Genomic DNA, 21,141 nt, shown 5'->3' on the forward strand with positions numbered 1-21,141 from the left:
CGATCGTCGCCGCCTATGGCGCGGTCGTCCTGTGGTTGGCTCCCTTCGCCGCAACGCCCGCCGACTGGCTGGCACAGTCGCCCTCGCAGGGCATGAACGCGCACCTGATGAAACCCTGGATGCTGTTCCACGCCCCGCTGGTGATTGCCGCCTACGCCTGGGTGCTGGCACTCGCCGGGCCTGCGCTCGACGCCCTGCGCGGCGGGCAGGGCAAGTGGCCGGCGCGCGCGCATGCGTGCGCGGAGGGCCTGGCTGCTGCTCACCGCAGGGATCGGATTCGGCATGCTGTGGGCCTTCGAGGATGCGATGTATGGCCAGGTGTGGCACTGGGATCCGGTCCAGACCGCGGTGTTCGTCCTGTGGTGCCTGCTGGGGGCGCACCTGCACGGGATCAACGGCTGGGGCGTGGGCCGCAGGCACTGGCGCATGATGCCGCTGGCCGCCGTGCTGGCCGCTGCGGCGGTGCCCTGCGTGATGGCGGTGACGCGCAATCCGGTGCTGGCGAGCTCGCACCGCTACGTGGGGGCCGAGTCCTGGGTGGCACATGGTGCGCTCGGCAGCGCGTTGCTGGTGCTCGCCCTCGTCGCAGCGTTTTCCGGTCGCGGTGCCGGCGCGAGCCTGCGGCAGGGGGGTGCGCGTTCGTCCGCTGGCCTGGGCCTGTGGCTGGCACAGCTCTGCTTCCTGGGCGCAGCCGCTGTCGCCGTGGTGCAGTTGCTGCTCGCGTCCGCTGCGGCGGCGAGCGGCGCGCCACGTCCGGAGGAATACAAGCCCTTCCTCGCGATGCTCGCCAACCTCGTGAGCGGAGGCGAACTGGAGGCGCTGCGCGCGGCCTTCGAGCAGTGGGACGTGGACGGCCATGTGCTCGCACGCGGCCTCTTGCCGTCGCTGGCCGGGGCCGGACTGGCTGGAGGCTGGTACTTCTTCCGCCGCATCTCGGTCGGGGCGGGCCGCCTGTCGCTGCTGGCGGCGCTGGCTGTGACGGGGGCGAGCGCAGCCTGGGGCGGGTTGATGACGCGGCACTACGAGGGTGCGGGGATCCTCTCCCAGCAGATCGTGGCGCTCCTGCCGCAGTTCGACGCCGTGCTCGCGGGCTGTGCGTATCTTGCGCTCGGCGGTGGCGCGTGGACGGTATTCATGGTGCATCGGCATGGGCTGCGCGGGATTGCGCCGGCCTTGCCACTGCTGGCCATCCACGCGGGGGTCGCGCTGGCCCTTTCCGGCGGCCTGCTGGCAACCGCGCTGAACAGCTACTCGCAGCATGAGATCGTCTTCGACGGCGCGCCGAGCGCGTGGACGCGCGATCGCCACGGCTACGCCTTCAGGCTGGTCGATCTGAGGGTCGCGAGCGCAGGCGATGGAGGCGTCGGTGGCGCCGCCGGCGTGCATGCGCTGACCGCGATCGAGGCGCGCGCTCCCTCGGGCAGGACCTTCGACGGAGAGACGCTCTACCGGGACTCGCGCGCGCCCCCGGAGCGCTACGATGGCCCGCTGCGGCAGATCTGCGAGATGCTGGACTACCGTTACGCCCGCCACATGGGCAGGCCCGGTTATCTGCTCGACCCCCTGGTCGATCAGGGCTGGAAGCATGCGGTGCAGTTCTGGGTTTCCCCCGCGGGTGTGGTGGAGGCGCTTGCGGGACGCGCTGGAGGCCGGGCGGTGTTCGTCGTGGTGAAGGTCTTCCCCCTGATCTCCCTGCTGTGGAGCGGGCTCGTGCTCCTGCTGCTGGGCAGTGCGTGGCTGGCTCTGGCGCCCCCGGGCGGGCCGGCTCGGGCGGAGCCCGGCGGAGGGCGTTGAATGGGCAGTGTCCGGGTTATTCCCAACGATGCTGCCGCTCATCCGCTCGCAACAAGCAGATACAATCGCGGCTCGTTTCTCGGGAAAACACAAGAATGCAAGCGACCGTCGACTGGATCAACGGCTGGGTCTGGAGCCCCGCCCTCGTTTACCTGTGCCTGATCGTGGGCCTGTACTTTTCCATCCGCACCCGTTTCATGCAGGTGCGCCACATCGGCGAGATGGTGCGGGCGATGTTCCGCGGCAAGAGCTCCGCGGCGGGCGTGTCGTCCTTCCAGGCGCTCACCATCGCGCTCTCCGGTCGGGTGGGTACCGGCAATATCGCCGGCGTCGCCACCGCGATCGGCTTCGGCGGTCCGGGCGCGGTGTTCTGGATGTGGATGGTGGCCTTCCTCGGCGCCGCCACGGCTTACGTCGAGTCGGCACTCGGGCAGATCTACAAGACCGAACACCACGGACTCTACCGTGGCGGTCCGGCGTATTACATCGAGAAGGGCCTGGGCTGGCGCGTCTATGCGATCGTGTTCGCGGTCGCCACCGTGTTCGCGTGCGGCGTGCTGCTGCCCGGCGTGCAGACCAACAGCATCGCGGCCAGCATGGAAAACGCCTTCGGCGTGGCGCCGGCGGTCACCGGCACCATCATCGTGATCCTGCTCGGCCTGATCATCTTCGGTGGCGTGCGCCGCATCGCCCAGGTCACCCAGGTGGTGGTGCCCTTCATGGCGCTCGGCTACATCCTCGCCGCGGCCGTGGTGGTGGCGCTCAACGTCGACAAGGTGCCCGAGGTCATCCGCCTGATCCTGTCCTCGGCCGTCGGTCTCGACGCGGGCTTCGGCGCGATGATCGGCCTGGCCATCCAGTGGGGTGTCAAGCGCGGCGTGTATTCCAACGAAGCCGGCCAGGGCACCGGCCCGCACGCCGCCGCTGCCGCCGAAGTGCCGCACCCGGCTGCGCAAGGCCTCGTGCAGGCCTTCTCGGTGTATGTGGATACCCTCTTCGTGTGCTCGGCGACCGCCTTCATGGTGCTGATCACCGGCACCTACAACGTCACCGGACCGGACGGCGCGCAGGTGTTCACCGGGCTGGCCAACATCTCGGCGGGCACCGGCTTCACCCAGGCGGCGATGGAGCAGGTGCTGCCGGGCTTCGGCTCGATGTTCGTGGCGGTGGCGCTGTTCTTCTTCGCCTTCACCACGGTGATCGCCTACTACTACATCGCCGAGACAAACGTCGCCTATCTGACGCGCAATCTGCGCTCGGAGGCCTTGATCTTCGTGCTGCGCGTGGCGCTGATCGGTTCGGCCCTGTATGGCTGCGTGCGCACCAGCGACCTGGCCTGGGGCCTGGGCGACATCGGCGTCGGCCTGATGGCGTGGCTCAACATCTTTGCCATCCTGGTGCTGCAGAAGCCGGCGCTGCTGGCGCTCAAGGACTACGAGGCGCAGCAGGCCCAGGGACGCCTCGAGCCCCAGTTCGACCCGCGCGCGCTCGGCATCGTGAATGCCGACCTGTGGGTGAAGATCGCCGATCGCAGGAAGCGCGAAGGCTGATCGGGCGGGGGAAGCCCGCCGTCCCCGCGTGCAGGACCCGCCCGCCGACACTGGGCTATAGTGTGGGCGGGCTTTTTCATCCGGAAGGGCAATGCAGATCGTTCTAATCAGCGGCTTGTCGGGTTCGGGCAAGAGCATCGCGCTCAACGTGCTCGAGGATGCCGGCTACTACGTGGTCGACAACCTGCCGGCGGTGCTGCTGCCACAGCTGGCGGCGCACCTGCACGGTGCGGGCTGGCGGCGGGTGGCGGTTGCGGTGGACATGCGCTCGGGCGCGAGCATCGCGGCCCTGCCGCAGCAGGTCGAGGTCTTGCGCTCGACGGTGCGCGACCTGCGCTTCATCTTCCTCGAGGCGCGCGACGACGCGCTGATCGCGCGCTTCTCCGAGACGCGCCGGCGCCATCCGATGGCGGTGGACGGCTACACGCTCGAAGAAGCGATCCAGCGCGAACGCGACGCGCTCGCCAGCGTGGCCGAGCTCGGTCACCGCATCGACACCAGCGACCTGCACCCGAACACGCTGCGCGCGTGGGTGAAGGACTTCATCCAGATGGCGCCGGCCGAGGGCATGACGCTGATGTTCGAGTCCTTCGGCTTCAAGTACGGCATCCCGCTCGATGCCGACCTCGTCTTCGATGTGCGCTGCCTGCCCAATCCGCACTACGACCCGCGCCTGCGTCCGCTCACCGGGCGCGACCAGCCGGTCATCGACTTCCTCCAGGGCGTGCCCGAGGTCGGGCGGATGTCGCAGGACATCCACGATTTCGTCGCCAACTGGCTGCCCGCCTACGTGCGCGACAACCGCAGCTACCTGACCGTGGCGATCGGCTGTACCGGCGGCCAGCATCGCTCGGTGTACATCGCCGAGTGGCTGGCCGAGCGTTTCCGCGGCCAGGTCGAGGTCATCGTGCGCCACCGCTCGACGGCGCGCCGGGCGGCGGACCGCGCTGCCGGCATCGTGGATGCGGCCGGAGACGGGAACGGGCGGTGAGGCTGGAGCTTGCGGACTGGCGCGGGCTGCTGCGGCCCGGCGATGTCCTGGTGGCGATCGGCGGGCTGCTCGTGTGCGGCTATGCGCTGCTCGCGCTGTGGCAAGGCGGTGCGCCGGACGGCGCGGTGGTTCGTGCCGGCGGCAAGGTGGTGGCGCGGGTGGACCTGGCAGCCGAGCGCACGATCGAGGTGCCCGGCCCGCTTGGCGTCACGGTGATCGAGATCCGGCCCGGGCGCGCGCGTGTCGCTTCCGATCCCGGGCCGCGCCAGTATTGCGTGCGTCAGGGCTGGCTCACCCAGGCCGGCGCGGTGGCGATCTGCGCGCCCAACGAGGTGAGCCTGAGCCTCACCGGGCGGGCTGCGGATTATGACTCCCTCAACTATTGAACTGACTCCCACCGCCGAGGACCGCCGCATCGCCCGCCATGCGGCGGCGGCGATCGTGCTGACCGTGGCCGAGGCGGCGATCCCGCTGCCGCTGCCCGGGGTCAAGCCGGGGCTGGCCAACATCGTGACCCTGGTGGTGCTGGCACGCTGGGGCTGGCGCGAGGCGGTGTGGGTGTCGCTGCTGCGCGTGCTCGCCGGCAGCCTGCTGCTCGGCCAGTTCCTCGCCCCCGGCTTCTTCCTGAGCCTTTCGGGCGCGCTCGCCAGCCTGGTGTCGCTCGGTCTGGCGGTGCGCCTGCCGGCACGCTGGTTCGGCCCGGTGAGCCACAGCATCCTTGCGGCATTCGCCCACATCGGCGCACAGCTGGTGGTCGCGCGCCTGTGGCTGGTGCCGCACGACGGGGTGTTCTACCTCACCCCGGTGTTCGCGCTCGCGGCGGTGGTGTTCGGCCTGATCAACGGGCTGATCGCCGCGCGCCTGCTGCGCGAGCTGCAGGCTGCGCAGCGGCCCGCGGGCGATCCGATGGAACGCTGACCCGCTCCTGCCGTCCAACCAGCCGATGCCGGCAAGGCAGCGCCGGCGCAGCGGAGGGTGGTGGCATGCACGGACGGTGGTGGAGGTGGCTTGGCACGGTGCTCGCGGTCGTCAGCGGCCTGGTGTTCGGCTGGGTCGCGGGCTCCGGCCTGGTGCATGCGGCACCCGTCGGGATGTCGCATGCCGTGCGGTACCCGCCGGCGCAGTGTGCGGCGGCGAGTGCTCAGCCGAGCGCCGCGCCAAGGTGCGCGAGCGCGCGCTTCCAGCCGTCCTCGGCCTCGGCCTTGCGGTAGCTCGGCCGGTAGTCGGCGTGGAAGGCGTGGGGTGCGTCGGGATAGACGTGGATGGTGCTGCGGCCGCCCGCAGCGGAGAGCGCCGCCTGCATCTTCTCCACGTCGGCGAGCGGGATGCCCTGGTCCTGGCCGCCGTAGAGCCCCAGCACCGGCGCGTGCAGCCTGCCGACGATGTCGAGCGGGTGCTGCGGGGTGAACTCCGAAACGGCGCCGCTCAGGCGTCCGTACCACGCCACGCCGGCTTTTACCGATGGCTTGTGCGCGGCGTACAGCCAGGTGATGCGCCCGCCCCAGCAGAAGCCGGTGATCGCGAGGCGGGCGGGGTCGCCGCCCTGGCTCGCCGACCATGCGGCGCAGGCGTCGAGGTCGCCCATGACCTGGGCGTCGGGCACCTTGGCGACGATGTTCTGCAGGATCGCGGGGATGTCGGGCTGGGTGGTGGGATCGCCTTGGCGGAAGAAGAGTTCAGGCGCGATCGCGAGGTAGCCCGCGTGTGCGAGGCGGCGGCAGACGTCGCGGATGTGTTCGTGGACGCCGAAGATCTCCTGCACCACGAGCACGACCGGCAACCTGTCGCCTGCGGCGGGCCGCGCGTAGTAGAGCGGCAACTCGCCGCCCTCGACGGCGATGGCGGCCGTGCCCGTGGCGAGGCCGGTGCCGCTCGTGCTGATCACGGTGCTGGCATGGACAGGCTGCACGGCGAGCGCGAAGCCGGTGGCGGCGATGCCTGCGAGAAAGCCGCGGCGGTCGAGGCGGGCGGCGGGGAGCAGGCTGTCGAACTGGCCGCGCTCGTCTTCGGTGGCGTGTTGCGCACGGCTGGGGGTGGCTTGCATCGTGGCGGTCTCCTCTGGGGGGTAGTGGTCATGCCCCGGAGAGACAGCGCCTTGTGCCTGGTCGTTCCGCGCGTGGAGCGGGAAAGGGGGCGCGTAAACGACGCGCGGCCCCCGAGGGGCCGCGTGGGGCTCGAGGGCGCCGCGATGCCGCCTCGAGGACTCAGCGCCGGCGCGGCGGGGGCGCTGCGGCGGCACCGGCCGGACGACCGGGCAGGTGGCGGAAGGTGATCCGGCCTTTGCTGAGATCGTAGGGCGACATCTCCAGCGACACGTTGTCGCCGGCGATGATGCGGATGTGGTGCTTGCGCATCTTGCCGCCCGAGTAGGCGATCAGGTTGTGACCGTTGTCCAGCGTCACGCGGTAGCGGCCGTCGGGCAGCACCTCGGTGACGGAACCGTGCATTTCGATGAGTTCTTCCTTGGCCATGTCGGGGCTCCTGTAGGGGTTCCGGTGCCCGCTCGTGTGCGGGATCGGAGAGGCGCGTTCCGCCGTGCACGGGCCTCGGAAGGGCCGACCGCCACGTTCTTGTGCGGCAGCGACCAAAAAAAAGACGGCACCAGATCGGCGGGCCGGCTGGAATGTTGCGATTGCGCATCCAGGCAAGAAGCCGGAGGCGTGCAGCGAAGGCGAGATCGAAGAGCGTACGCGGGGCGCTCGGGATCGCTGCGGGATGACGATGACGCGCTGCGTCACGCACGGTCGCGCCGGATTGAATGCGTACATTCCAAACCGGCCAAGAATCCAAATAGAACTATACCAGATCAGGCCTTGTCGGTCCATGGCTTCGTATTGCGTCGCAGCAAGCCATCGAGCCGGTTCGTGCAGCTGCGCGCATCGGCTGCGGAGAAGGTGCTCGGGCTGCCGGTGTCGCGCAACGTGCCCATGAAGTTGCGCAGGTCGAACAGCTCGCGGCCGTTCTTGCGGCCCTCGAGCTCGCCGGCGCGGAACAGGGGTGTCCTTGACGAACACCAGGCAGGCGTCGGCATCGCCCCGGATGCGCAGGGAGGGGCTCCTGCGGGACTGACGCAAAAAGAAAATGCCCGGACCGAAGTCCGGGCATTTTCCGTGAAACTTGGTAGGCCGTGCGGGATTCGAACCTGCGACCAACGGATTAAAAGTCCGCTGCTCTACCAGCTGAGCTAACGACCCAAAAGCGAGGCCGAATGATAATGGCCGATGGAAACGTCGTCAAGCGCCTTGCCGGTTTCGCGGTCCCCCGATGGAGCCGCAGGGTGGCTCGTCGGGGCAGAGCGGCCGGCGGTTTGCCTCTTCAGCCTGCGCGGGTCGGCAGCCAGTACTGGAGCTTCATCGTCGCAACGGCTCCCGCGATGATGGCGGCGGTGGTGATCGCGGCGCCGAGCGCGAGGGTCGACAGGCCCGAGACGCCCTGGCCGAGCGTGCACCCGAGCGCAGTGACGCCGCCGAAGCCCATCAGCAGGCCGCCGGCGATGTGACGCACGAGGTCGGCGGGGTCGCGGAAGCTCTCGATGCGGAAGCTGCCCGTGGCCAGCGCCATCGCCGCCGCGCCGGCGATCACGCCGAGCGCGCTGGCGATGCCGAAGCTCATCTGGCGGTTGGCATCGCTCCACAGCAGCAGCAGCTCGAGGGTGAAGGCCTGCGGGGCGACGAAGCTGAGCGACTCGGCGCGGCCGCTGTTGGTGGCGAGGAAGACCTCCTCGAGGGTGTCGGGGTGCTCGGCGATGTGGCCGAGGTGGCCGGTGACGTACCAGCCGGCCACCACCGCGAGGCCGACGATGGCCCCGCCGAGCAGCACCTCGGGGTGGCGCGCGTCGCGGCTGGCCAGCGCCCAGGCGAGCAGGCCGCCGCCGGCGAGCGCGCTGGCGGCGAGCGCGGCCTTGCCTGCCTCCATGCCGGCCGCCGCGAGGAAGGCGGGCAGGGTCTGGCCGTGGGGCAGCTGCAGCGCCACCGGGTCGAGGAACTCGACCCGCCACACGCCGGTGAGCCCGCGCAGCGTCATCGAGGCGCCGATGGCGAGGAAGACGAACACCACGACCGACTTGAGGTTGCCGCCGCCGATGCGGATCAGGGTCTTGCCGGCGCAGCCGGAGGCGAGCGTCATGCCGACGCCGAAGGCGAGTCCGCCCACGATGTGTGACAGCCAGGGCAGGCGGGCGCCGGTGTAGAGGGTCTTGGCAGGGTCGAAGAGCCCGAGGGCGTGCAGCGCGCCAGTGCCGAGGGTGGCGAGCGCGACCGCGAGCGCCCACATCCGCATCCGCGTCCAGTCGCCGATGTTCACCGCGTCGGAGACCGCGCCCATGGTGCAGAAGCCGGTGCGCTGGCTGGAAGCGCCGAACGCGGCGCCGATCGCGAAGCCGAGCCAGACGATGGTGGAGGCGGAGACGAGGGCGTGGTCCATGGCGCGGCAGGGGGTCAGGCCGAACGCGGCTGGTAGGGCGTCGGATCGGGCACGCCGGCGGCTTTGAAACCGGCAGCGCGCAGGCGGCAGGCTTCGCAGCGGCCGCAGGCGAGGCCGTCGTCGTCGGCTTGGTAGCAGGTGACGGTGAGGCCGTAGTCCACGCCGAGGGCGGTGCCGCGGCGGATGATGTCGGCCTTGGAGAGCTCGATCAGCGGGGCGTGGATGTGCAGCTGCGCGCCCTCGACGCCGACCTTGGTGGCCAGCCGCGCCATGTGCTCGAAGGCCTCGATGAAGACCGGCCGGCAATCGGGGTAGCCCGAGTAATCGACCGCATTCACGCCGACGAAGATGTCGTTGGCGCCGAGCACCTCGGCCCAGGCGAGTGCGATCGACAGCATGACCGTGTTGCGCGCCGGCACGTAGGTCACCGGGATGCCGGTGTTGTCCTGATCGAGCGGCACCGCGATGCCGGGGTCGGTGAGCGCCGAGCCCCCGAACTGGCCGAGTTCGACGCTGGCGGTGCGGTGCTCGCGCGCGCCGAGCGCTTGCGCCACGCGCTTCGAGGCGGCGAGCTCGGCGGCGTGGCGCTGGCCGTAGGCGACCGACAGCGCGTAGGTCTCGAAGCCCATGTCGCGCGCGATCGCGAGGCAGGTGGCGGAATCGAGGCCGCCGGAGAGCAGCACGACGGCGCGGGGTGGGGTGTGGAGGCTGGTCATTCCGGAGTCATTCTGGATGGCGGGGCGGGGTGGATCTGCTCGCGGCGTCGCCGGGCCGGAACAGCGGCGCTCAGCGGCCGCGGGCGTCGTTCCACAGGATCTTGTGGAGCTGGAGCTGGAAGCGCACCGGCAGGCGGTCGCGCACGATCCATCCGGCGAGCTCGGCAGGGTCCAGCGCGCCGGCGACCGGCGACAGCAGCACGCCGCAGCGTTCGGCGAGGCGGTGCTCGGCGATCTGCTGCCTGGCCCATGCGTAGTCGGCGGCGTCGGCGAGCACGAACTTGAGCTCGTCGTGAGCGCACAGCAGCGCGAGGTTTTCCCAGCGGTTGCGGGCGAGCTCGCCCGAGCCCGGGGCCTTGAGGTCCACGATGCGCGACACGCGAGGATCGACCCCCGCGATGTCGAGTGCGCCGCTCGTTTCCAGCGACACGTCGTGGCCGGCATCGCACAGCGCGGCGAGCAGCGGTAGGCAGCCCTTCTGTGCGAGCGGCTCGCCGCCGGTCACGCACACGTGGCGCAGACCGTGGCTGGCCACCTCGGCGAGGATGTCGTCGAGCGTGCGTGTCTCGCCGCCGCTGAAGGCGTAGGCAGTGTCGCACCAGGTGCAGCGCAGCGGGCAGCCGGTCAGGCGCACGAACACGGTGGGCAGGCCGACGCGGGTGGATTCGCCCTGCAGCGAGGCGAAGATCTCGGTGATACGGAGGCGCACGGCCGTCGCCGGCGCCGTTTCGACAGCGGACATGGATCAGCGCGCGCTCAGGCGCTGGCGGGCGACCTGGGCGGCGTTGCTCTGCGGATAGCGCTCGACAAGCGATTGCAGGGTGCGCTTGGCGCCGGCGGCGTCGTTCATGGCCTGCTGACTGTTGGCCAGGCCGAGCATGGCGTCGGGCGCGACGTTCTCCTTGGGGTACTTGTCCATCACCGTCTTGAAATGGCGATTCGCACTGGCGACGTCGCGCGCCTGCAGTGCGGCGTTGCCGGCCCAGAAGTGGGCGCCGGCGGTGAAGTTGCCTGCCGGGTAGCGGGTGATGAAGCGCTCGAACGCGGTCTGCGCGTCCTTGTGCTTGCCGTTCTTGAGCAGCGCGAGGGCGCCCTGGTAGTCGGCGGATTCGGTGTTCGCGGATGCGGGGGCTGGCGCGGGGGCAGGTGCCTGCGGGGGCGCTGCGGCCGCAGCCGGTGCCGCCGGCGCCGCATCCCCGGAGGCCGGGGCGGCGGAGGCGGCGCCCGCCGCACCGGATTCGTACCGGCGCAGGCGGGCGTCGAGGTCGACGTAGAAATCCTTCTGGCGCTGCTTGAGCGTCTCCACCTCGTTGGTCAGCAGTTCGATCTGGCCACGCAGGCGCGCCAGTTCGGCGCGCATCTGTTCGTTCTGCATGGCGAGCTCGAGCTGGCCGCGGCTGGTGGTCTCGATCTGCCCCTGAACGTCCTGCCGGAGCTGGAAGATCTGGTTGCGGGCCTCGGTGTCACCCCCGAAGAGCTGGGCGTGCGCCGGGGCGCTCGGGATGAGGACGAACGCTGCGGCGAGCGGCAGAAGGCGTTTCATGTCGGGACTCTCTTAGAACTCGCCCGTGTAGAGCATGTCGCCGCGGCGGTTCTCGGCGTAGCAGTTCTCGGTGCGGTCTTCGCAGCGCGGCTTCTCTTCACCCAGGCTCACGGACTCGATCTGCGATTCCTTGGCGCCGAGCAGCATGAGGGCCTGCTTGACGACGTCGGCGCGCTTCTGGCCGAGGGCGAGGTTGTATTCGCGGCTGCCGCGCTCGTCGGTGTTGCCCTGGACGAGCATGTTCATCTGCGGGTTCTGCACCAGGAAGCGGGCGTGGGCTTCGATCAGCGGGCGGGCTTCCTGCTTGATCACGAAGCTGTCGAAGTCGAAGAAGACGCTGCGCTTGGAGAGGATGTTGTTGGGGTCGGTGAGCGCCGCGATGCCGCTGCCCTTGGCGCTGCCGGCCGTCACGGTGGCGACGCCGGTGCCGCGGTCCTGGACGGAGGCGGCGCCGTTCTCGGGGCCGGTGCTCGAGCAGGCGGCCAGGGTCAGGGCGAGCAGCGCGGGGAGGACGAGTTTCTTCATGGGTGATGCTCCAGTACGAGTGTTGATGACAGCAGAGAGGGGTATGCGGCTTTGTTGCCGCTTCATGGTTACCGGATCTGCGGACCCCAGGCGGGTTCGCGGACATCGGCGGCCTGCACCGTGAGCCGCTGGCGGATGCGCCCGTCGGTCGACACCGCCGACAGCACGCCACGGCCACCGGTGTCGGTGGCGTAGAGGATCATGCGGCCGTTGGGGGCGAAGCTGGGCGATTCGTCGCGTGCCGAATCGGTGAGGATGGTGGTCTGCCGGGTGGCGACGTCCTGCACGGCCACCTGGAAGCGGCCGGCATTGCGGGTGATGAAGGCGAGCAACTTGCCGTCGAACGACAGGCGCGGCGTCACGTTGTAGTTGCCTTCGAAGCTCACCCGCTGGGCGCTGCCGCCACTGGCAGGAATACGGTAGATCTGCGGACTGCCGCCGCGATCCGAGGTGAAGTAGATGTGGCCGTCGGCGCCCCAGAAGGGCTCGGTGTCGATGCCGGAGGATTGCGCGAGGCGGCGCACGCCGGAGCCGTCGGCACCGATCGCGTAGAGCTGCGACAGGCCGTCCTTGGTGAGCACGACCGCGAGCTGGCTGCCGTCGGGCGACCAGCTCGGCGCGGAGTTCGAGCCCTTGAAGTTGGCGACCACGCGGCGCTGGCCGGTGGCGAGTGTGTGCACGTAGACGATCGGCTTCTTCTGCTCGAAGGACACATAGGCCAGGCGCTGGCCGTCGGGCGACCACGAAGGCGAGATGATCGGCTCGCGCGAGCGCAGCGCGGTGGCGGCGTTCATGCCGTCGGCGTCGGCGATCTGGAGCTCGAAGTTGGGACCGGACTTGATCACGTAGGCGATGCGGGTGGCGAAGTAACCCGGCAGGCCGGTGAGCTTCTCGTACACGAAGTCGGCGATGCGGTGGCCGACCAGGCGGTTCTGCGCCGGACTCATCGGCAGCGACATGGCGCCGAGTTCCTGCTGCTTCTGCGCGTCGAAGAGCCGGAAGCGCACGTCGTAGCGGCCGTCGGCCATCGGGATCAGGCTGCCGGTGAGCACCGCGTCGGCGCCGCGACTGCGCACCGCGGCGAGGTCGGGCGCCACCGATTCGGGCATCGGCAGCGGGCCGGTGTCGATCAGGGTGAACAGACCGCTGCGCTCGAGGTCGGCGCGCACGACGTCGGTGACGCTCTGCGGCAGGCGGCCCTCGTTCTCGAAGATCGGGATGATGACCGGAAAGCGCGAGGCGCCGGTGCCGGTGATCTCGATCGAGAGCTGGGCGTGCGCACCCAGCGCGAGGCTGGCGAGCAGGCCGGCGAGGAAGAGGCGGAATGCGTGCAGTGTTTTGATCATGCGGGGTTTTCTCCAGCCGCGGATTATAGACATGACGGACTCAATCGTCCGCCAGCGGACGGAATTTCAGTTCGAGGGTACGCTCGAACTGGTTCTTGTTGTCCGGCAGCGGCAGCGGGCTCGAGCGCCGGATCGCGCGCTCGATGGCCTCGTCGAGGGCGGGCACGCCGGACGAGCGCTTGAGGCGGACATTGAGCACTTCGCCACTCGGCAGCTGGTCGACCTCGAACACCGCCTCCGGGTTGCCGGACAGGCCGGGCGGGCGCAACAGGTTGCCGCGCACCTTGGCAGCGATCGCCGCGCGGTATTTGTCGATGTCGCCACCGGGCGGACCCTGGCGGCTCGGACCGGCCGCGGCCGCGCGCGCACCTTCCTGCGCCATCAGGCTGGACAGGCGGGCCTGCTCGGCGCGCTGGGTCTCCTGCGCGAGGCGCTGCGCCATGTAGTCGTCGATCGGCTTGGTGTCCGGCTTGGGCTGGGGCTTGGGTTCGGGCTTGGCCTGCGGCTTGGGCTCGGGTTTCGGCTCCGGCTTGGGTTGGGGCTTGGGCTCGGGCTTCGGTTCAGGCTTGGGCTCCGGCTTCGGTTGTGGTTTGGGTTCGGGTTTCGGTGGCTCGGGCTTGGGCGGCTCCGGCTTCTTCTCGGGCGCCTTGGCGACGATCTCGGGCTTGGCCTGGGGCTTGGGCGGTTCAGGTCTGGGTTCCGGCTTCGGTTCCGGCTTCGGTTCCGGTTTGGGCTCGGGCTTCGGTTCGGGTTTGGGCTCGGGCTTCGGTTCGGGTTTCGGCTCCGGCCGGGGCTCCGGCGCCGGCTGCGGGCGCGCTGCGGCTGGCGCGCTGCGCTCCGGTGCCGAAGCCAGCCCGACCTCGAGCGCCGCGGGCGGCGGGCTCTGCCAGCGGATGCCGAAGAACAGGAACAGGAACAATCCCAGGTGGACCGCCACGGTCAACCCGAGGGACTGCCACTTGCCAGGCGGCTCGCGGCGGTGCGGTGCGGGGCGGTCCCTCATTTCTGCGAAGTCGCGCTCTGGGTGACCAGGCTGATCTTGCGCACTCCGGCGTCGCGCGCGGTCTCGAGCACGTCGATCACCTTCTGGTAGTCGAGCTTGCTGTCGGCGGCGACCAGGAAGGGCTGCTCGGGGTTCTTCGCGAGGGCGTCCTTGAGCGCGGTCGACAGCTGGTCGCGGCGCACCGGGCGCGAGCTCCCGCTGTTGCTGGCGCGCAGCGCATAGGCCCCGTCGGCCTTGACCTCGATGAAGATGGCCTCGGACTGAGGCGGCGGCGTGCCGGCGCCGGCGGAGGGCACGTTGATCGTGCCCTGCTGGATCATCGGCGCGGTGACCATGAAGATCACCAGCAGCACCAGCATCACGTCAATGTAGGGCACGACGTTGATCTGGTTCATGAGACGGCGTTGGCGCATCGTTGGAACTCCGTCCGGGTCAGCGCAGGTTGCGTTGCAGGATGTTGGAGAACTCTTCCATGAAGCTCTCGAAGCGGATGCCGAGGCGGTCGATGTCGTGCGCGAAGCGGTTGTAGGCCACCACCGCCGGGATCGCCGCGAACAGGCCGATCGCCGTGGCGACCAGGGCTTCGGCGATGCCGGGCGCGACCTGCGCGAGGGTGGCGGCGCCGACGCTGGAGAGGCCGCGGAAGGAGTTCATGATCCCCCACACGGTGCCGAGCAGGCCGATGTAAGGCGACACCGACCCCACCGAGGCGAGGAAGGCGAGGTGGGCCTCGAGGTCGTCGATCTCGCGCTGGTAGGTGGCGCGCATGGCGCGGCGGGCGCCGTCGAGCGTGGCGCCGTGGTCGTGGCCCTTGCCGCGCAGCTTGGTGAACTCTCGGTAGCCGGCCTCGAAGATGCGCTCCATGCCTTCGGACTGGTGGCGGCCAGCCGACTCGTAGAGGGTGTTGAGGTCGCCGCCGCTCCAGAAGTCGCGCTCGAACTCGTCGGTCTGTGCACGCGCCTGGCGGATCTGGAAGGCCTTGCGGAAGATCCAGTACCAGGAGACGAGCGACAGGCTTGCCAGCAGCGCCATGACGAGCTGGACGAGGACGCTCGCCTGGGAGATCAGGCTGAGGATGGAGAGGTCGTGGGTGACGGTCATGCTGGGCTTTCGAGAAGGGCGTGCAGGGAGGCGGGGAGGGCTGCGGGCTTCATGCGCCGCATGTCCACGCAAGCCACGAGGACCTGCGCGGTGAAGAGAAGTTCGCCGCCGCGGCGGATCTCGTGGTCGAACACGAGACTCGCGCGGCGCCGGCTGGCGATGCGGGCGCTCACCTCGAGCGCGTCGTCCAGGCGTGCCGGAGCGCGGTAGTCGGCCTGCACCGAGCGCACCACGAAACCCACGCCCTGCTCGTCGAGCAAGGCGTGCTGGGCGACGCCGAGCGCACGCAGCCATTCGGTGCGCGTGCGCTCGCAGAATTTGAGATAGTTTGCGTAATAGACGACACCCCCTGCGTCGGTGTCTTCGTAATAGACTCGGACGGACAGGGAAAAACGCGACGACGCGGGGAGCGATTCGCCGCCCGCGTCGGAAACGGTTTTCGGTTGCATTGCAGCATTCTAGCCGAGCCGCGGCACCGAATGCACGTCTGTCGCGTTCTTGATCGATGGATTTTTCTCGCGCTTATTGCTTGTTGCAAAAGCGCTTTTCTGTGAATGTCGTTGGTTGCGGCGGCTCGCATGGGGCGTCCGCGACATCGGAATACGGACGTGGCGCTCCCCTTCTTCGGCAAGAAACCCGTTTCGCCCGCGCCCGGCGCACCGCGCGACGCGCGAGCCGGGCCGGGAGCGGACGCCCTGCGCGACGAGCGTCCCCCGCCTACCGAGTTGTCCGCGCTCGACTTCACCGGCACCGACCACGGGCGCGCGCTCGCACGCGTGGCCGGGCAGGTCGAGGTGCGCGAGTGCGGAAGCGGGATCGGCGCGGCCTTCGAGGAGGCTGCGGTGCTGTATGCGAACGGTAGCGACGACGACGCGCTCGCCGTGCTCGAGGCCGCCGTCGGCGCGGAAGGTGGCGAGGGCGGTGAGGGTGCCTGGCTGATGTTGCTCGATCTCTACCGCCTGCGCGGGGAGCGCCAGCGCTTCGAGTCGCGCGTGCTCGATTACGCCACCCGCTTCGAGCGCTCGCCGCCGCCCTGGGAGGATCTGTCGCGGGTGGCGGGCAAGGCGGCGGGCACCGAGCTGCCGCTGGTCAACCTGAGCGGGCAGCTCTCGGCAGCCGCCGAGCGCCAGTTCGCCCAGCTCGCCAAGATCGCGCGCCGCAGCGGCGGGGTGCGCATCGACGTCGCCAAGGTGCGCGGGGTGGACGATGCGGGCTGCGCCGTCTGGCGCGGCCTGCTTGCCGGGCTGGCGGCCGAGCGGCTTCAGGTGAGGCTGGTCAATGTGCGCGCGCTCGCCGACATCCTGTCGCAGGCCGTATCCCCCGGGAGGGCGCAGGCGCGCGATACCTGGCTGATGCTGCTCGAGCTGTTGCAGTACGCCGGCGACCAGGCGCGCTTCGAGGATGTCGCGGTCGACTATGCGGTGACCTTCGAGGAGTCCCCGCCGTCCTGGGAAGGTCGCGGCGACGCTCCCACGGCGCGCGCGGCGCAGGCGGACGAGGCGCAGTCGACCGATCCGGAAGCGTTCGCGTTCGAGGGCGAGCTCTGCGGGGCTGCCAACGATACCCTCCGGCGCCTCGCCGCCTTCGCGGTCGAGCGCCGCGAGGTCCGGATCGATTGCCGGCGCCTGCGCCGGCTCGATTTTGTCTGCGCCGGCACGCTCTTCAATATTCTCGCCACGTTGCAGGCTCAAGGTAAACTCGTCTGTCTTCGCGACGTGAACGCCATGGTCGCCGGCCTGCTGCGGGTCATGAGCGTCGACAAGGTGGCTCACGTCACCCTGCGTCATTGAACAACACACCAGCCCCGATTTCCGCGGGGACGGAGAATCCTTCATGGAACAGTATCGCGGCACCACCATCCTGTCGGTGCGGCGCGGCAACCGCGTCGCGCTCGGCGGCGACGGCCAGGTCACCCTTGGCAACATCGTCATCAAGGCCTCCGCGCGCAAGGTGCGCACGCTCTACAACGGTCAGATCCTCGCCGGTTTCGCCGGTGGAACCGCCGACGCCTTCACCTTGTTCGAGCGTTTCGAGGCCAAGCTCGACAAGCACCAGGGCAACCTGTTGCGCAGCGCGGTCGAGCTCGCCAAGGACTGGCGCACCGACCGCATGCTGCGCCGGCTGGAGGCCATGCTTGCGGTGGCCGATCGCGAGCATTCGCTGGTGATCACCGGCAACGGAGACGTGCTCGAGCCCGAGCAGGGCATCGTGGCCATCGGCAGCGGCGGCGCCTACGCGCAGTCGGCCGCGCGCGCACTGCTCGAGAATACCGAGCTCGAGCCCAGGGAAATCGTGTCCAAGGCGCTTTCCATCGCCGGCGACCTGTGCATCTACACCAATCACCACCACACCATCGAAGTGCTGGATTGAGGCTGACCGCATGACCCAGATGACCCCGCCGGAGATCGTCTCCGAACTCGACAAGCACATCGTCGGCCAGGACAAGGCCAAGAAGGCCGTGGCGATCGCGCTGCGCAACCGCTGGCGGCGCGCTCAGGTGGAAGAGCCGCTGCGCAGCGAGATCACCCCCAAGAACATCCTCATGATCGGCCCCACCGGCGTCGGCAAGACCGAGATCGCGCGCCGCCTGGCGCGCCTGGCCAACGCGCCCTTCATCAAGATCGAGGCGACCAAGTTCACCGAGGTCGGCTATGTCGGCCGCGACGTCGACACCATCATCCGCGACCTCATGGAGATCGCGGTCAAGGACGGGCGCGAGCGTGCGATGAAGTCGGTGCGCGACCGCGCGCTGGATGCCGCCGAGGACCGCGTGCTCGACGCCCTGCTGCCGCCGGCGCGCCCGGTCGGCTTCAACGCCGAGCCCGAGCCGGCGCAGGATTCGTCCACCCGGCAGAAATTCCGCAAGAAGCTGCGCGAGGGGGAACTCGACGACAAGGAGATCGAGATCGAGGTCGCCGCGCCCTCGATGCAGGCCGAGATCTTCGCCCCGCCGGGTATGGAGGAACTCACCCAGCAGATACAGGGCATGTTCCAGAACCTCGGCGGCGGCAAGAAGAAGCAGCGCAAGCTGCAGATCCGCGAGGCCATGAAGCTGCTCGCCGACGAGGAGGCCGCGCGCCTGATCAACGACGAGGAGGTCAAGCTCGAGGCCGTGCGCGCGGTCGAGCAGAACGGCATCGTGTTCCTCGACGAGGTGGACAAGATCGCCGCGCGCAGCGACGTGCAGGGCGCAGATGTCTCCCGTCAGGGCGTGCAGCGCGACCTGCTGCCGCTGGTCGAGGGCACGACGATCTCCACCAAGTACGGCATGATCAAGACCGATCACATCCTGTTCATCGCCAGCGGCGCCTTCCACCTGTCCAAGCCCTCGGATCTGATCCCCGAGCTGCAGGGGCGTTTCCCGATCCGCGTCGAGCTGGAGTCGCTGTCTGTGGAGGACTTCGCCCGCATCCTCACCAGCACCGACGCCTGCCTCACGCGCCAGTACGAGGCGCTGCTCGCCACCGACGGGGTGAAGCTGGAGTTCGCCGACGACGGCATCCGCCGCCTGGCCGAGATCGCCTACCAGGTGAACGAGAAGACCGAGAACATCGGCGCGCGCCGGCTGTACACCGTCATGGAGAAGCTGCTCGAAGAGGTTTCCTTCGAGGCCGGGCGCAGCAGTGCGGAGCAGACCGTGGTAGTCGACGCCGCCTATGTCGACAGCCGGCTCGTCATGCTCGCCCAGCGCGAGGATCTGGCGCGTTACGTGCTTTGATCCCGGCTCGCGTCCGTTCGCGGACAAGCTCGCTTCGTCCGCGGGGACCGCGCGACGACGGGCTTGTCCGTGACCGCATCCGTCGCACCCCCTTCAGTCCGCTCCCGGTTTGCCCTGAATGCTGATCCGAATCGTCTCCATCCTGTTCCCGCTGTTCGCGATCACCGCGCTGGGCTATTTCGTCGGCCGGCGCATGAAGCCGGACCTGTCGCACGCCAACAAGCTGAACATGGATGTCTTCGTGCCCGCGCTGGTGTTCGGTGCGCTGGTCGGCAAGGACTTCCGCCTCGGCGAATACCTGCCGCTGCTGTTCGCGACCGTGGTGATCATCGTCGGCTCCGGTGTGGCCGGCTGGCTGGTCGCGCGTGCGGCCGGGATCGCCACCAAGACGCTGGTGCCGCCGATGATGTTCAACAACTGCGGCAACCTCGGCCTGCCGCTGGCGGTGCTCGCCTTCGGCGAGTCGGCGCTGGCTCCGGCGGTGGTGATGTTCGTGGTGTCGAACGTGATCCACTTCTCCTACGGCGCCTGGCTGCTGGACCACCATACCAAGCTGACCACGGTGTGGCGCTCGCCCTCCATCCTGGCGACGATCGCGGGCCTGGCGGTCGGCTTCCTCGGCATCGAGGTGTGGCCGCCGCTGCTGATGTCGATCGAGATGGTCGGCGACATCTCGATCCCCCTGATGTTGTTCGCGCTCGGCGTGCGCCTGGCCGATTCGCGCATCAGCGCCGTCGGCTTCGGCCTCTTCGGTGCGGTGCTACGCCCGGTGGTGGGCATGGCGCTGGCCTGGGCCCTGCTGCAGATGCTCGAGCTTCCGCCGCGCGAGCAGGCGCTGTTGCTCGTGTTCGGCGCCCTGCCGCCGGCGGTGCTGAACTACATGTTCGCCGAGCGTTACGACCAGGAGCCCGACAAGGTGGCCTCGATGGTGCTGATCGGCAACCTCGCTGCGGTGGTTTTCCTGCCGATCGCGCTGGCGCTGGTACTCGACTGAGGCACGGGAGTCGGAGCGGAGCCGGTACGGATCGGGCACCGCGAGGGCTCGCGCTTGGGGACGCGAGCTCAGCATCCCCCGAAGCGGTCCATCCTGCGGCGGTCGCGCTTGGTCGGCCGGCCGTGCAGGTCGGCGCCGGGCGCGGCGGCGAACTTGCGCAATTCACGGGCGCGTTCGCGCGCCTCGATGCTTTCCGCGGTCTCCTCGTAGAGCGCCTGCGCCACGGCGGCCGAGCCGCGCTTGTCCGCGATCGCGCGCACGATCACCGTACGCGTATCCTCGCCGATCGTGATGTCGAGGCGGTCACCGACCTTGAGTTCGCGTGCCGGCTTGGCCGCCATTCCGTTGAGCTTGACCTTTCCTCCATCGACCGCCTCGGTCGCGCCCGTACGGTGCTTGAAGAAACGTGCCGCCCACAGCCACTTGTCGAGGCGGGTACGCGCGGTGTCGGAGGGATTGCGGTCGGTCATGATGGTGGCGCTCGGTCGAAGGGCGCCGGATTGGCAAGGCGCCGCCGTGATTATCGAACACCCGGCGGCGTGCTGGGGCAGATGAAGCCTGCGAGCGTTCAGAACAGCCCGGAGATCGAATTGATCAGGCCTTTCTTCAACTCGGGCAGCGCCTCCTCGAAGGCGAGGTTGACCTTGTTCGCGGTCGAGCCGATGCGGGTCTGATAAGTCTTGTAGGACGACTCTTCGTCGTACGACACCTGCGAACCACCGCTGTTGCCCTGGCGCAGGCTGTGGTTCGAACTCACCCTTGCCTTGCCGGCACCGCGGATGCGCTCCTTGATCTGCAGGTCGGTGATCATCGAAAAATACACGTCCTTGACCGCGGCGCCGGCGATGCCTTCGGCCAGCGAGCCGATCAGGCCGGCGGCGGCGATGCCACGGCCGCTGGCGCCGCCGGCGTATGCCGCTCCCGCCCCCAGGACCAGGCCGCCCGAGGCGGCTACCCCGTAGCCTTGGTCGATCGCCGCCTCGATCGCGGTGGGTGCCGATTTTCCGACCTGCAGGATGTTCGCCTGCAGGACGTAGTGCGCCGCCTCCGGGTCCTGCAGCAGGGTGTAACCCTTGGTCTGCAGCGCGGCGGCGATCTCGTCATTCACCGCAAGGTCGGGCTTGTCGGAGGTATTGCGGATCTGCAGGAAGATGGTGCGCTTGTCAGGGCCGACCGGGTCGAGGAAGACCGTGTCGGACATCTTGGTCTGCACATCGAGGTCGCGCTTGCTGATGGCGACGTGGGTGGCGGCGCAGCCGGCGAGGACCAAGGTGGCGACGGTGACGAGGGTGATTCGCTTGAGCATCGGGAGACCTCCTCGAGGACGGATGAAGATGGCAGGCGGCGGGTTTCGGTGCGATCCGGGGATGACTCTTGCAGGTGCTGAAAAGACCTGAAAACAGTCGTATGGAATTTCATTATAGAAAACTTTATGCCC

General features: G+C 69.2%; 24 protein-coding genes and 1 tRNA gene. 9 read left to right on the forward strand and 16 right to left on the reverse strand.

Translation table 11 applies throughout. The annotated features are described in order from the left end of the window. Nucleotides 1-231: 231 nt before the first annotated feature. From TMZ1T_RS03745 to TMZ1T_RS03765, 5 genes are all read left to right on the forward strand, one after another. Nucleotides 232-1,794: a cytochrome c biogenesis protein gene (locus TMZ1T_RS03745; RefSeq protein ID WP_261789169.1), complete on the forward strand. Its 1,563-nt coding sequence runs from the start codon at nucleotides 232-234 to the stop codon at nucleotides 1,792-1,794. Nucleotides 1,795-1,889: 95 nt separating this feature from the next. Further along, nucleotides 1,890-3,344 (forward strand): alanine/glycine:cation symporter family protein, encoded by a 1,455-nt coding sequence (locus TMZ1T_RS03750; protein WP_004307999.1) that lies wholly within the window; start codon nucleotides 1,890-1,892, stop codon nucleotides 3,342-3,344. A 91-nt stretch (nucleotides 3,345-3,435) separates the two neighbouring features. Continuing rightward, nucleotides 3,436-4,335 carry an RNase adapter RapZ gene (gene rapZ, locus TMZ1T_RS03755; protein WP_004307996.1) on the forward strand — a complete coding sequence of 300 codons (900 nt, stop codon included), beginning with the start codon at nucleotides 3,436-3,438 and terminating at the stop codon, nucleotides 4,333-4,335. Then, entirely contained in the window at nucleotides 4,332-4,721 is a 390-nt protein-coding gene (locus tag TMZ1T_RS03760) for a NusG domain II-containing protein (RefSeq protein WP_004307994.1), read from the forward strand. Before rapZ ends, TMZ1T_RS03760 begins: the two co-directional genes overlap by 4 nt. Next, a complete protein-coding gene (locus TMZ1T_RS03765; protein ID WP_012584631.1) occupies nucleotides 4,702-5,253 on the forward strand; it encodes a Gx transporter family protein in 552 nt (183 codons plus the stop codon). Before TMZ1T_RS03760 ends, TMZ1T_RS03765 begins: the two co-directional genes overlap by 20 nt. A 223-nt stretch (nucleotides 5,254-5,476) precedes the next feature. On the opposite strand, the gene TMZ1T_RS03770 is transcribed toward TMZ1T_RS03765, so the two are convergent. The 14 genes from TMZ1T_RS03770 to ybgC all read right to left on the reverse strand — a co-directional run bounded on the left by TMZ1T_RS03770 (nucleotide 5,477) and on the right by ybgC (nucleotide 15,440). Then, entirely contained in the window at nucleotides 5,477-6,379 is a 903-nt protein-coding gene (locus TMZ1T_RS03770; RefSeq protein ID WP_012584632.1) for a dienelactone hydrolase family protein, read from the reverse strand. Between the two features lie 160 nt (nucleotides 6,380-6,539). Further along, complete coding sequence (infA, locus tag TMZ1T_RS21275; protein ID WP_002925671.1) at nucleotides 6,540-6,806, reverse strand: translation initiation factor IF-1; 267 nt, start codon at nucleotides 6,804-6,806, stop codon at nucleotides 6,540-6,542. A 335-nt stretch (nucleotides 6,807-7,141) separates the two neighbouring features. After that, nucleotides 7,142-7,366, reverse strand: coding sequence for a hypothetical protein (locus TMZ1T_RS03780; protein WP_041589610.1), 225 nt, complete (start codon nucleotides 7,364-7,366; stop codon nucleotides 7,142-7,144). Between the two features lie 87 nt (nucleotides 7,367-7,453). Continuing rightward, nucleotides 7,454-7,529: transfer RNA gene (locus TMZ1T_RS03785), tRNA-Lys, on the reverse strand. Nucleotides 7,530-7,650: 121 nt separating this feature from the next. Further along, entirely contained in the window at nucleotides 7,651-8,757 is a 1,107-nt protein-coding gene (locus tag TMZ1T_RS03790) for a YeeE/YedE family protein (protein WP_012584633.1), read from the reverse strand. A gap of 14 nt (nucleotides 8,758-8,771) precedes the next feature. Continuing rightward, entirely contained in the window at nucleotides 8,772-9,473 is a 702-nt protein-coding gene (gene queC, locus TMZ1T_RS03795; RefSeq protein WP_012584634.1) for a 7-cyano-7-deazaguanine synthase QueC, read from the reverse strand. Between the two features lie 70 nt (nucleotides 9,474-9,543). Then, nucleotides 9,544-10,215, reverse strand: coding sequence for a 7-carboxy-7-deazaguanine synthase QueE (gene queE / locus TMZ1T_RS03800; RefSeq protein ID WP_012584635.1), 672 nt, complete (start codon nucleotides 10,213-10,215; stop codon nucleotides 9,544-9,546). A 3-nt stretch (nucleotides 10,216-10,218) separates the two neighbouring features. Beyond that, nucleotides 10,219-11,016: a tol-pal system protein YbgF gene (gene ybgF / locus TMZ1T_RS03805; protein WP_012584636.1), complete on the reverse strand. Its 798-nt coding sequence runs from the start codon at nucleotides 11,014-11,016 to the stop codon at nucleotides 10,219-10,221. Nucleotides 11,017-11,028: 12 nt separating this feature from the next. After that, entirely contained in the window at nucleotides 11,029-11,541 is a 513-nt protein-coding gene (pal, locus tag TMZ1T_RS03810; protein ID WP_004300882.1) for a peptidoglycan-associated lipoprotein Pal, read from the reverse strand. Between the two features lie 68 nt (nucleotides 11,542-11,609). Then, a complete protein-coding gene (tolB, locus tag TMZ1T_RS03815) occupies nucleotides 11,610-12,887 on the reverse strand; it encodes a Tol-Pal system beta propeller repeat protein TolB (protein ID WP_004300883.1) in 1,278 nt (425 codons plus the stop codon). Nucleotides 12,888-12,927: 40 nt separating this feature from the next. Beyond that, entirely contained in the window at nucleotides 12,928-13,890 is a 963-nt protein-coding gene (locus TMZ1T_RS03820) for an energy transducer TonB (RefSeq protein ID WP_012584637.1), read from the reverse strand. Next, nucleotides 13,887-14,303: a protein TolR gene (tolR, locus tag TMZ1T_RS03825; RefSeq protein ID WP_012584638.1), complete on the reverse strand. Its 417-nt coding sequence runs from the start codon at nucleotides 14,301-14,303 to the stop codon at nucleotides 13,887-13,889. The genes TMZ1T_RS03820 and tolR overlap by 4 nt, the downstream gene beginning before the upstream one ends. Before the next feature lie 19 nt (nucleotides 14,304-14,322). Beyond that, nucleotides 14,323-14,991 carry a protein TolQ gene (gene tolQ / locus TMZ1T_RS03830; RefSeq protein WP_004300886.1) on the reverse strand — a complete coding sequence of 223 codons (669 nt, stop codon included), beginning with the start codon at nucleotides 14,989-14,991 and terminating at the stop codon, nucleotides 14,323-14,325. Then, nucleotides 14,988-15,440, reverse strand: coding sequence for a tol-pal system-associated acyl-CoA thioesterase (gene ybgC / locus TMZ1T_RS03835; protein WP_004300887.1), 453 nt, complete (start codon nucleotides 15,438-15,440; stop codon nucleotides 14,988-14,990). The genes tolQ and ybgC overlap by 4 nt, the downstream gene beginning before the upstream one ends. Before the next feature lie 159 nt (nucleotides 15,441-15,599). Here ybgC and TMZ1T_RS03840 point away from each other — a divergent pair, with 159 nt between their 5' ends. From TMZ1T_RS03840 to TMZ1T_RS03855, 4 genes are all read left to right on the forward strand, one after another. Then, the gene (locus TMZ1T_RS03840; protein ID WP_041589611.1) at nucleotides 15,600-16,781 is read left to right on the forward strand and encodes an STAS domain-containing protein; all 1,182 of its coding nucleotides are present in this window, start codon (nucleotides 15,600-15,602) and stop codon (nucleotides 16,779-16,781) included. Nucleotides 16,782-16,824: 43 nt separating this feature from the next. After that, entirely contained in the window at nucleotides 16,825-17,361 is a 537-nt protein-coding gene (hslV, locus tag TMZ1T_RS03845; protein WP_004300889.1) for an ATP-dependent protease subunit HslV, read from the forward strand. A 10-nt stretch (nucleotides 17,362-17,371) separates the two neighbouring features. Then, nucleotides 17,372-18,709, forward strand: a complete 1,338-nt coding sequence (hslU, locus tag TMZ1T_RS03850) for an ATP-dependent protease ATPase subunit HslU (protein WP_004300891.1) — start codon at nucleotides 17,372-17,374, stop codon at nucleotides 18,707-18,709. A 118-nt stretch (nucleotides 18,710-18,827) separates the two neighbouring features. Continuing rightward, nucleotides 18,828-19,703, forward strand: coding sequence for an AEC family transporter (locus tag TMZ1T_RS03855; protein WP_004300892.1), 876 nt, complete (start codon nucleotides 18,828-18,830; stop codon nucleotides 19,701-19,703). Between the two features lie 68 nt (nucleotides 19,704-19,771). Here the strand turns inward: TMZ1T_RS03855 and TMZ1T_RS03860 are convergent, their stop codons facing one another. Both TMZ1T_RS03860 and TMZ1T_RS03865 read right to left on the reverse strand, forming a co-directional pair. Continuing rightward, entirely contained in the window at nucleotides 19,772-20,173 is a 402-nt protein-coding gene (locus tag TMZ1T_RS03860) for an RNA-binding S4 domain-containing protein (protein WP_012584640.1), read from the reverse strand. Between the two features lie 98 nt (nucleotides 20,174-20,271). Then, nucleotides 20,272-21,009, reverse strand: coding sequence for a complement resistance protein TraT (locus TMZ1T_RS03865; RefSeq protein WP_004300896.1), 738 nt, complete (start codon nucleotides 21,007-21,009; stop codon nucleotides 20,272-20,274). Between the last annotated feature and the right edge of the window lie 132 nt (nucleotides 21,010-21,141).

Origin of the sequence: Thauera aminoaromatica (assembly GCF_000021765.1) — a bacterium.
Taxonomy (GTDB): Bacteria; Pseudomonadota; Gammaproteobacteria; order Burkholderiales; family Rhodocyclaceae; genus Thauera; species Thauera aminoaromatica.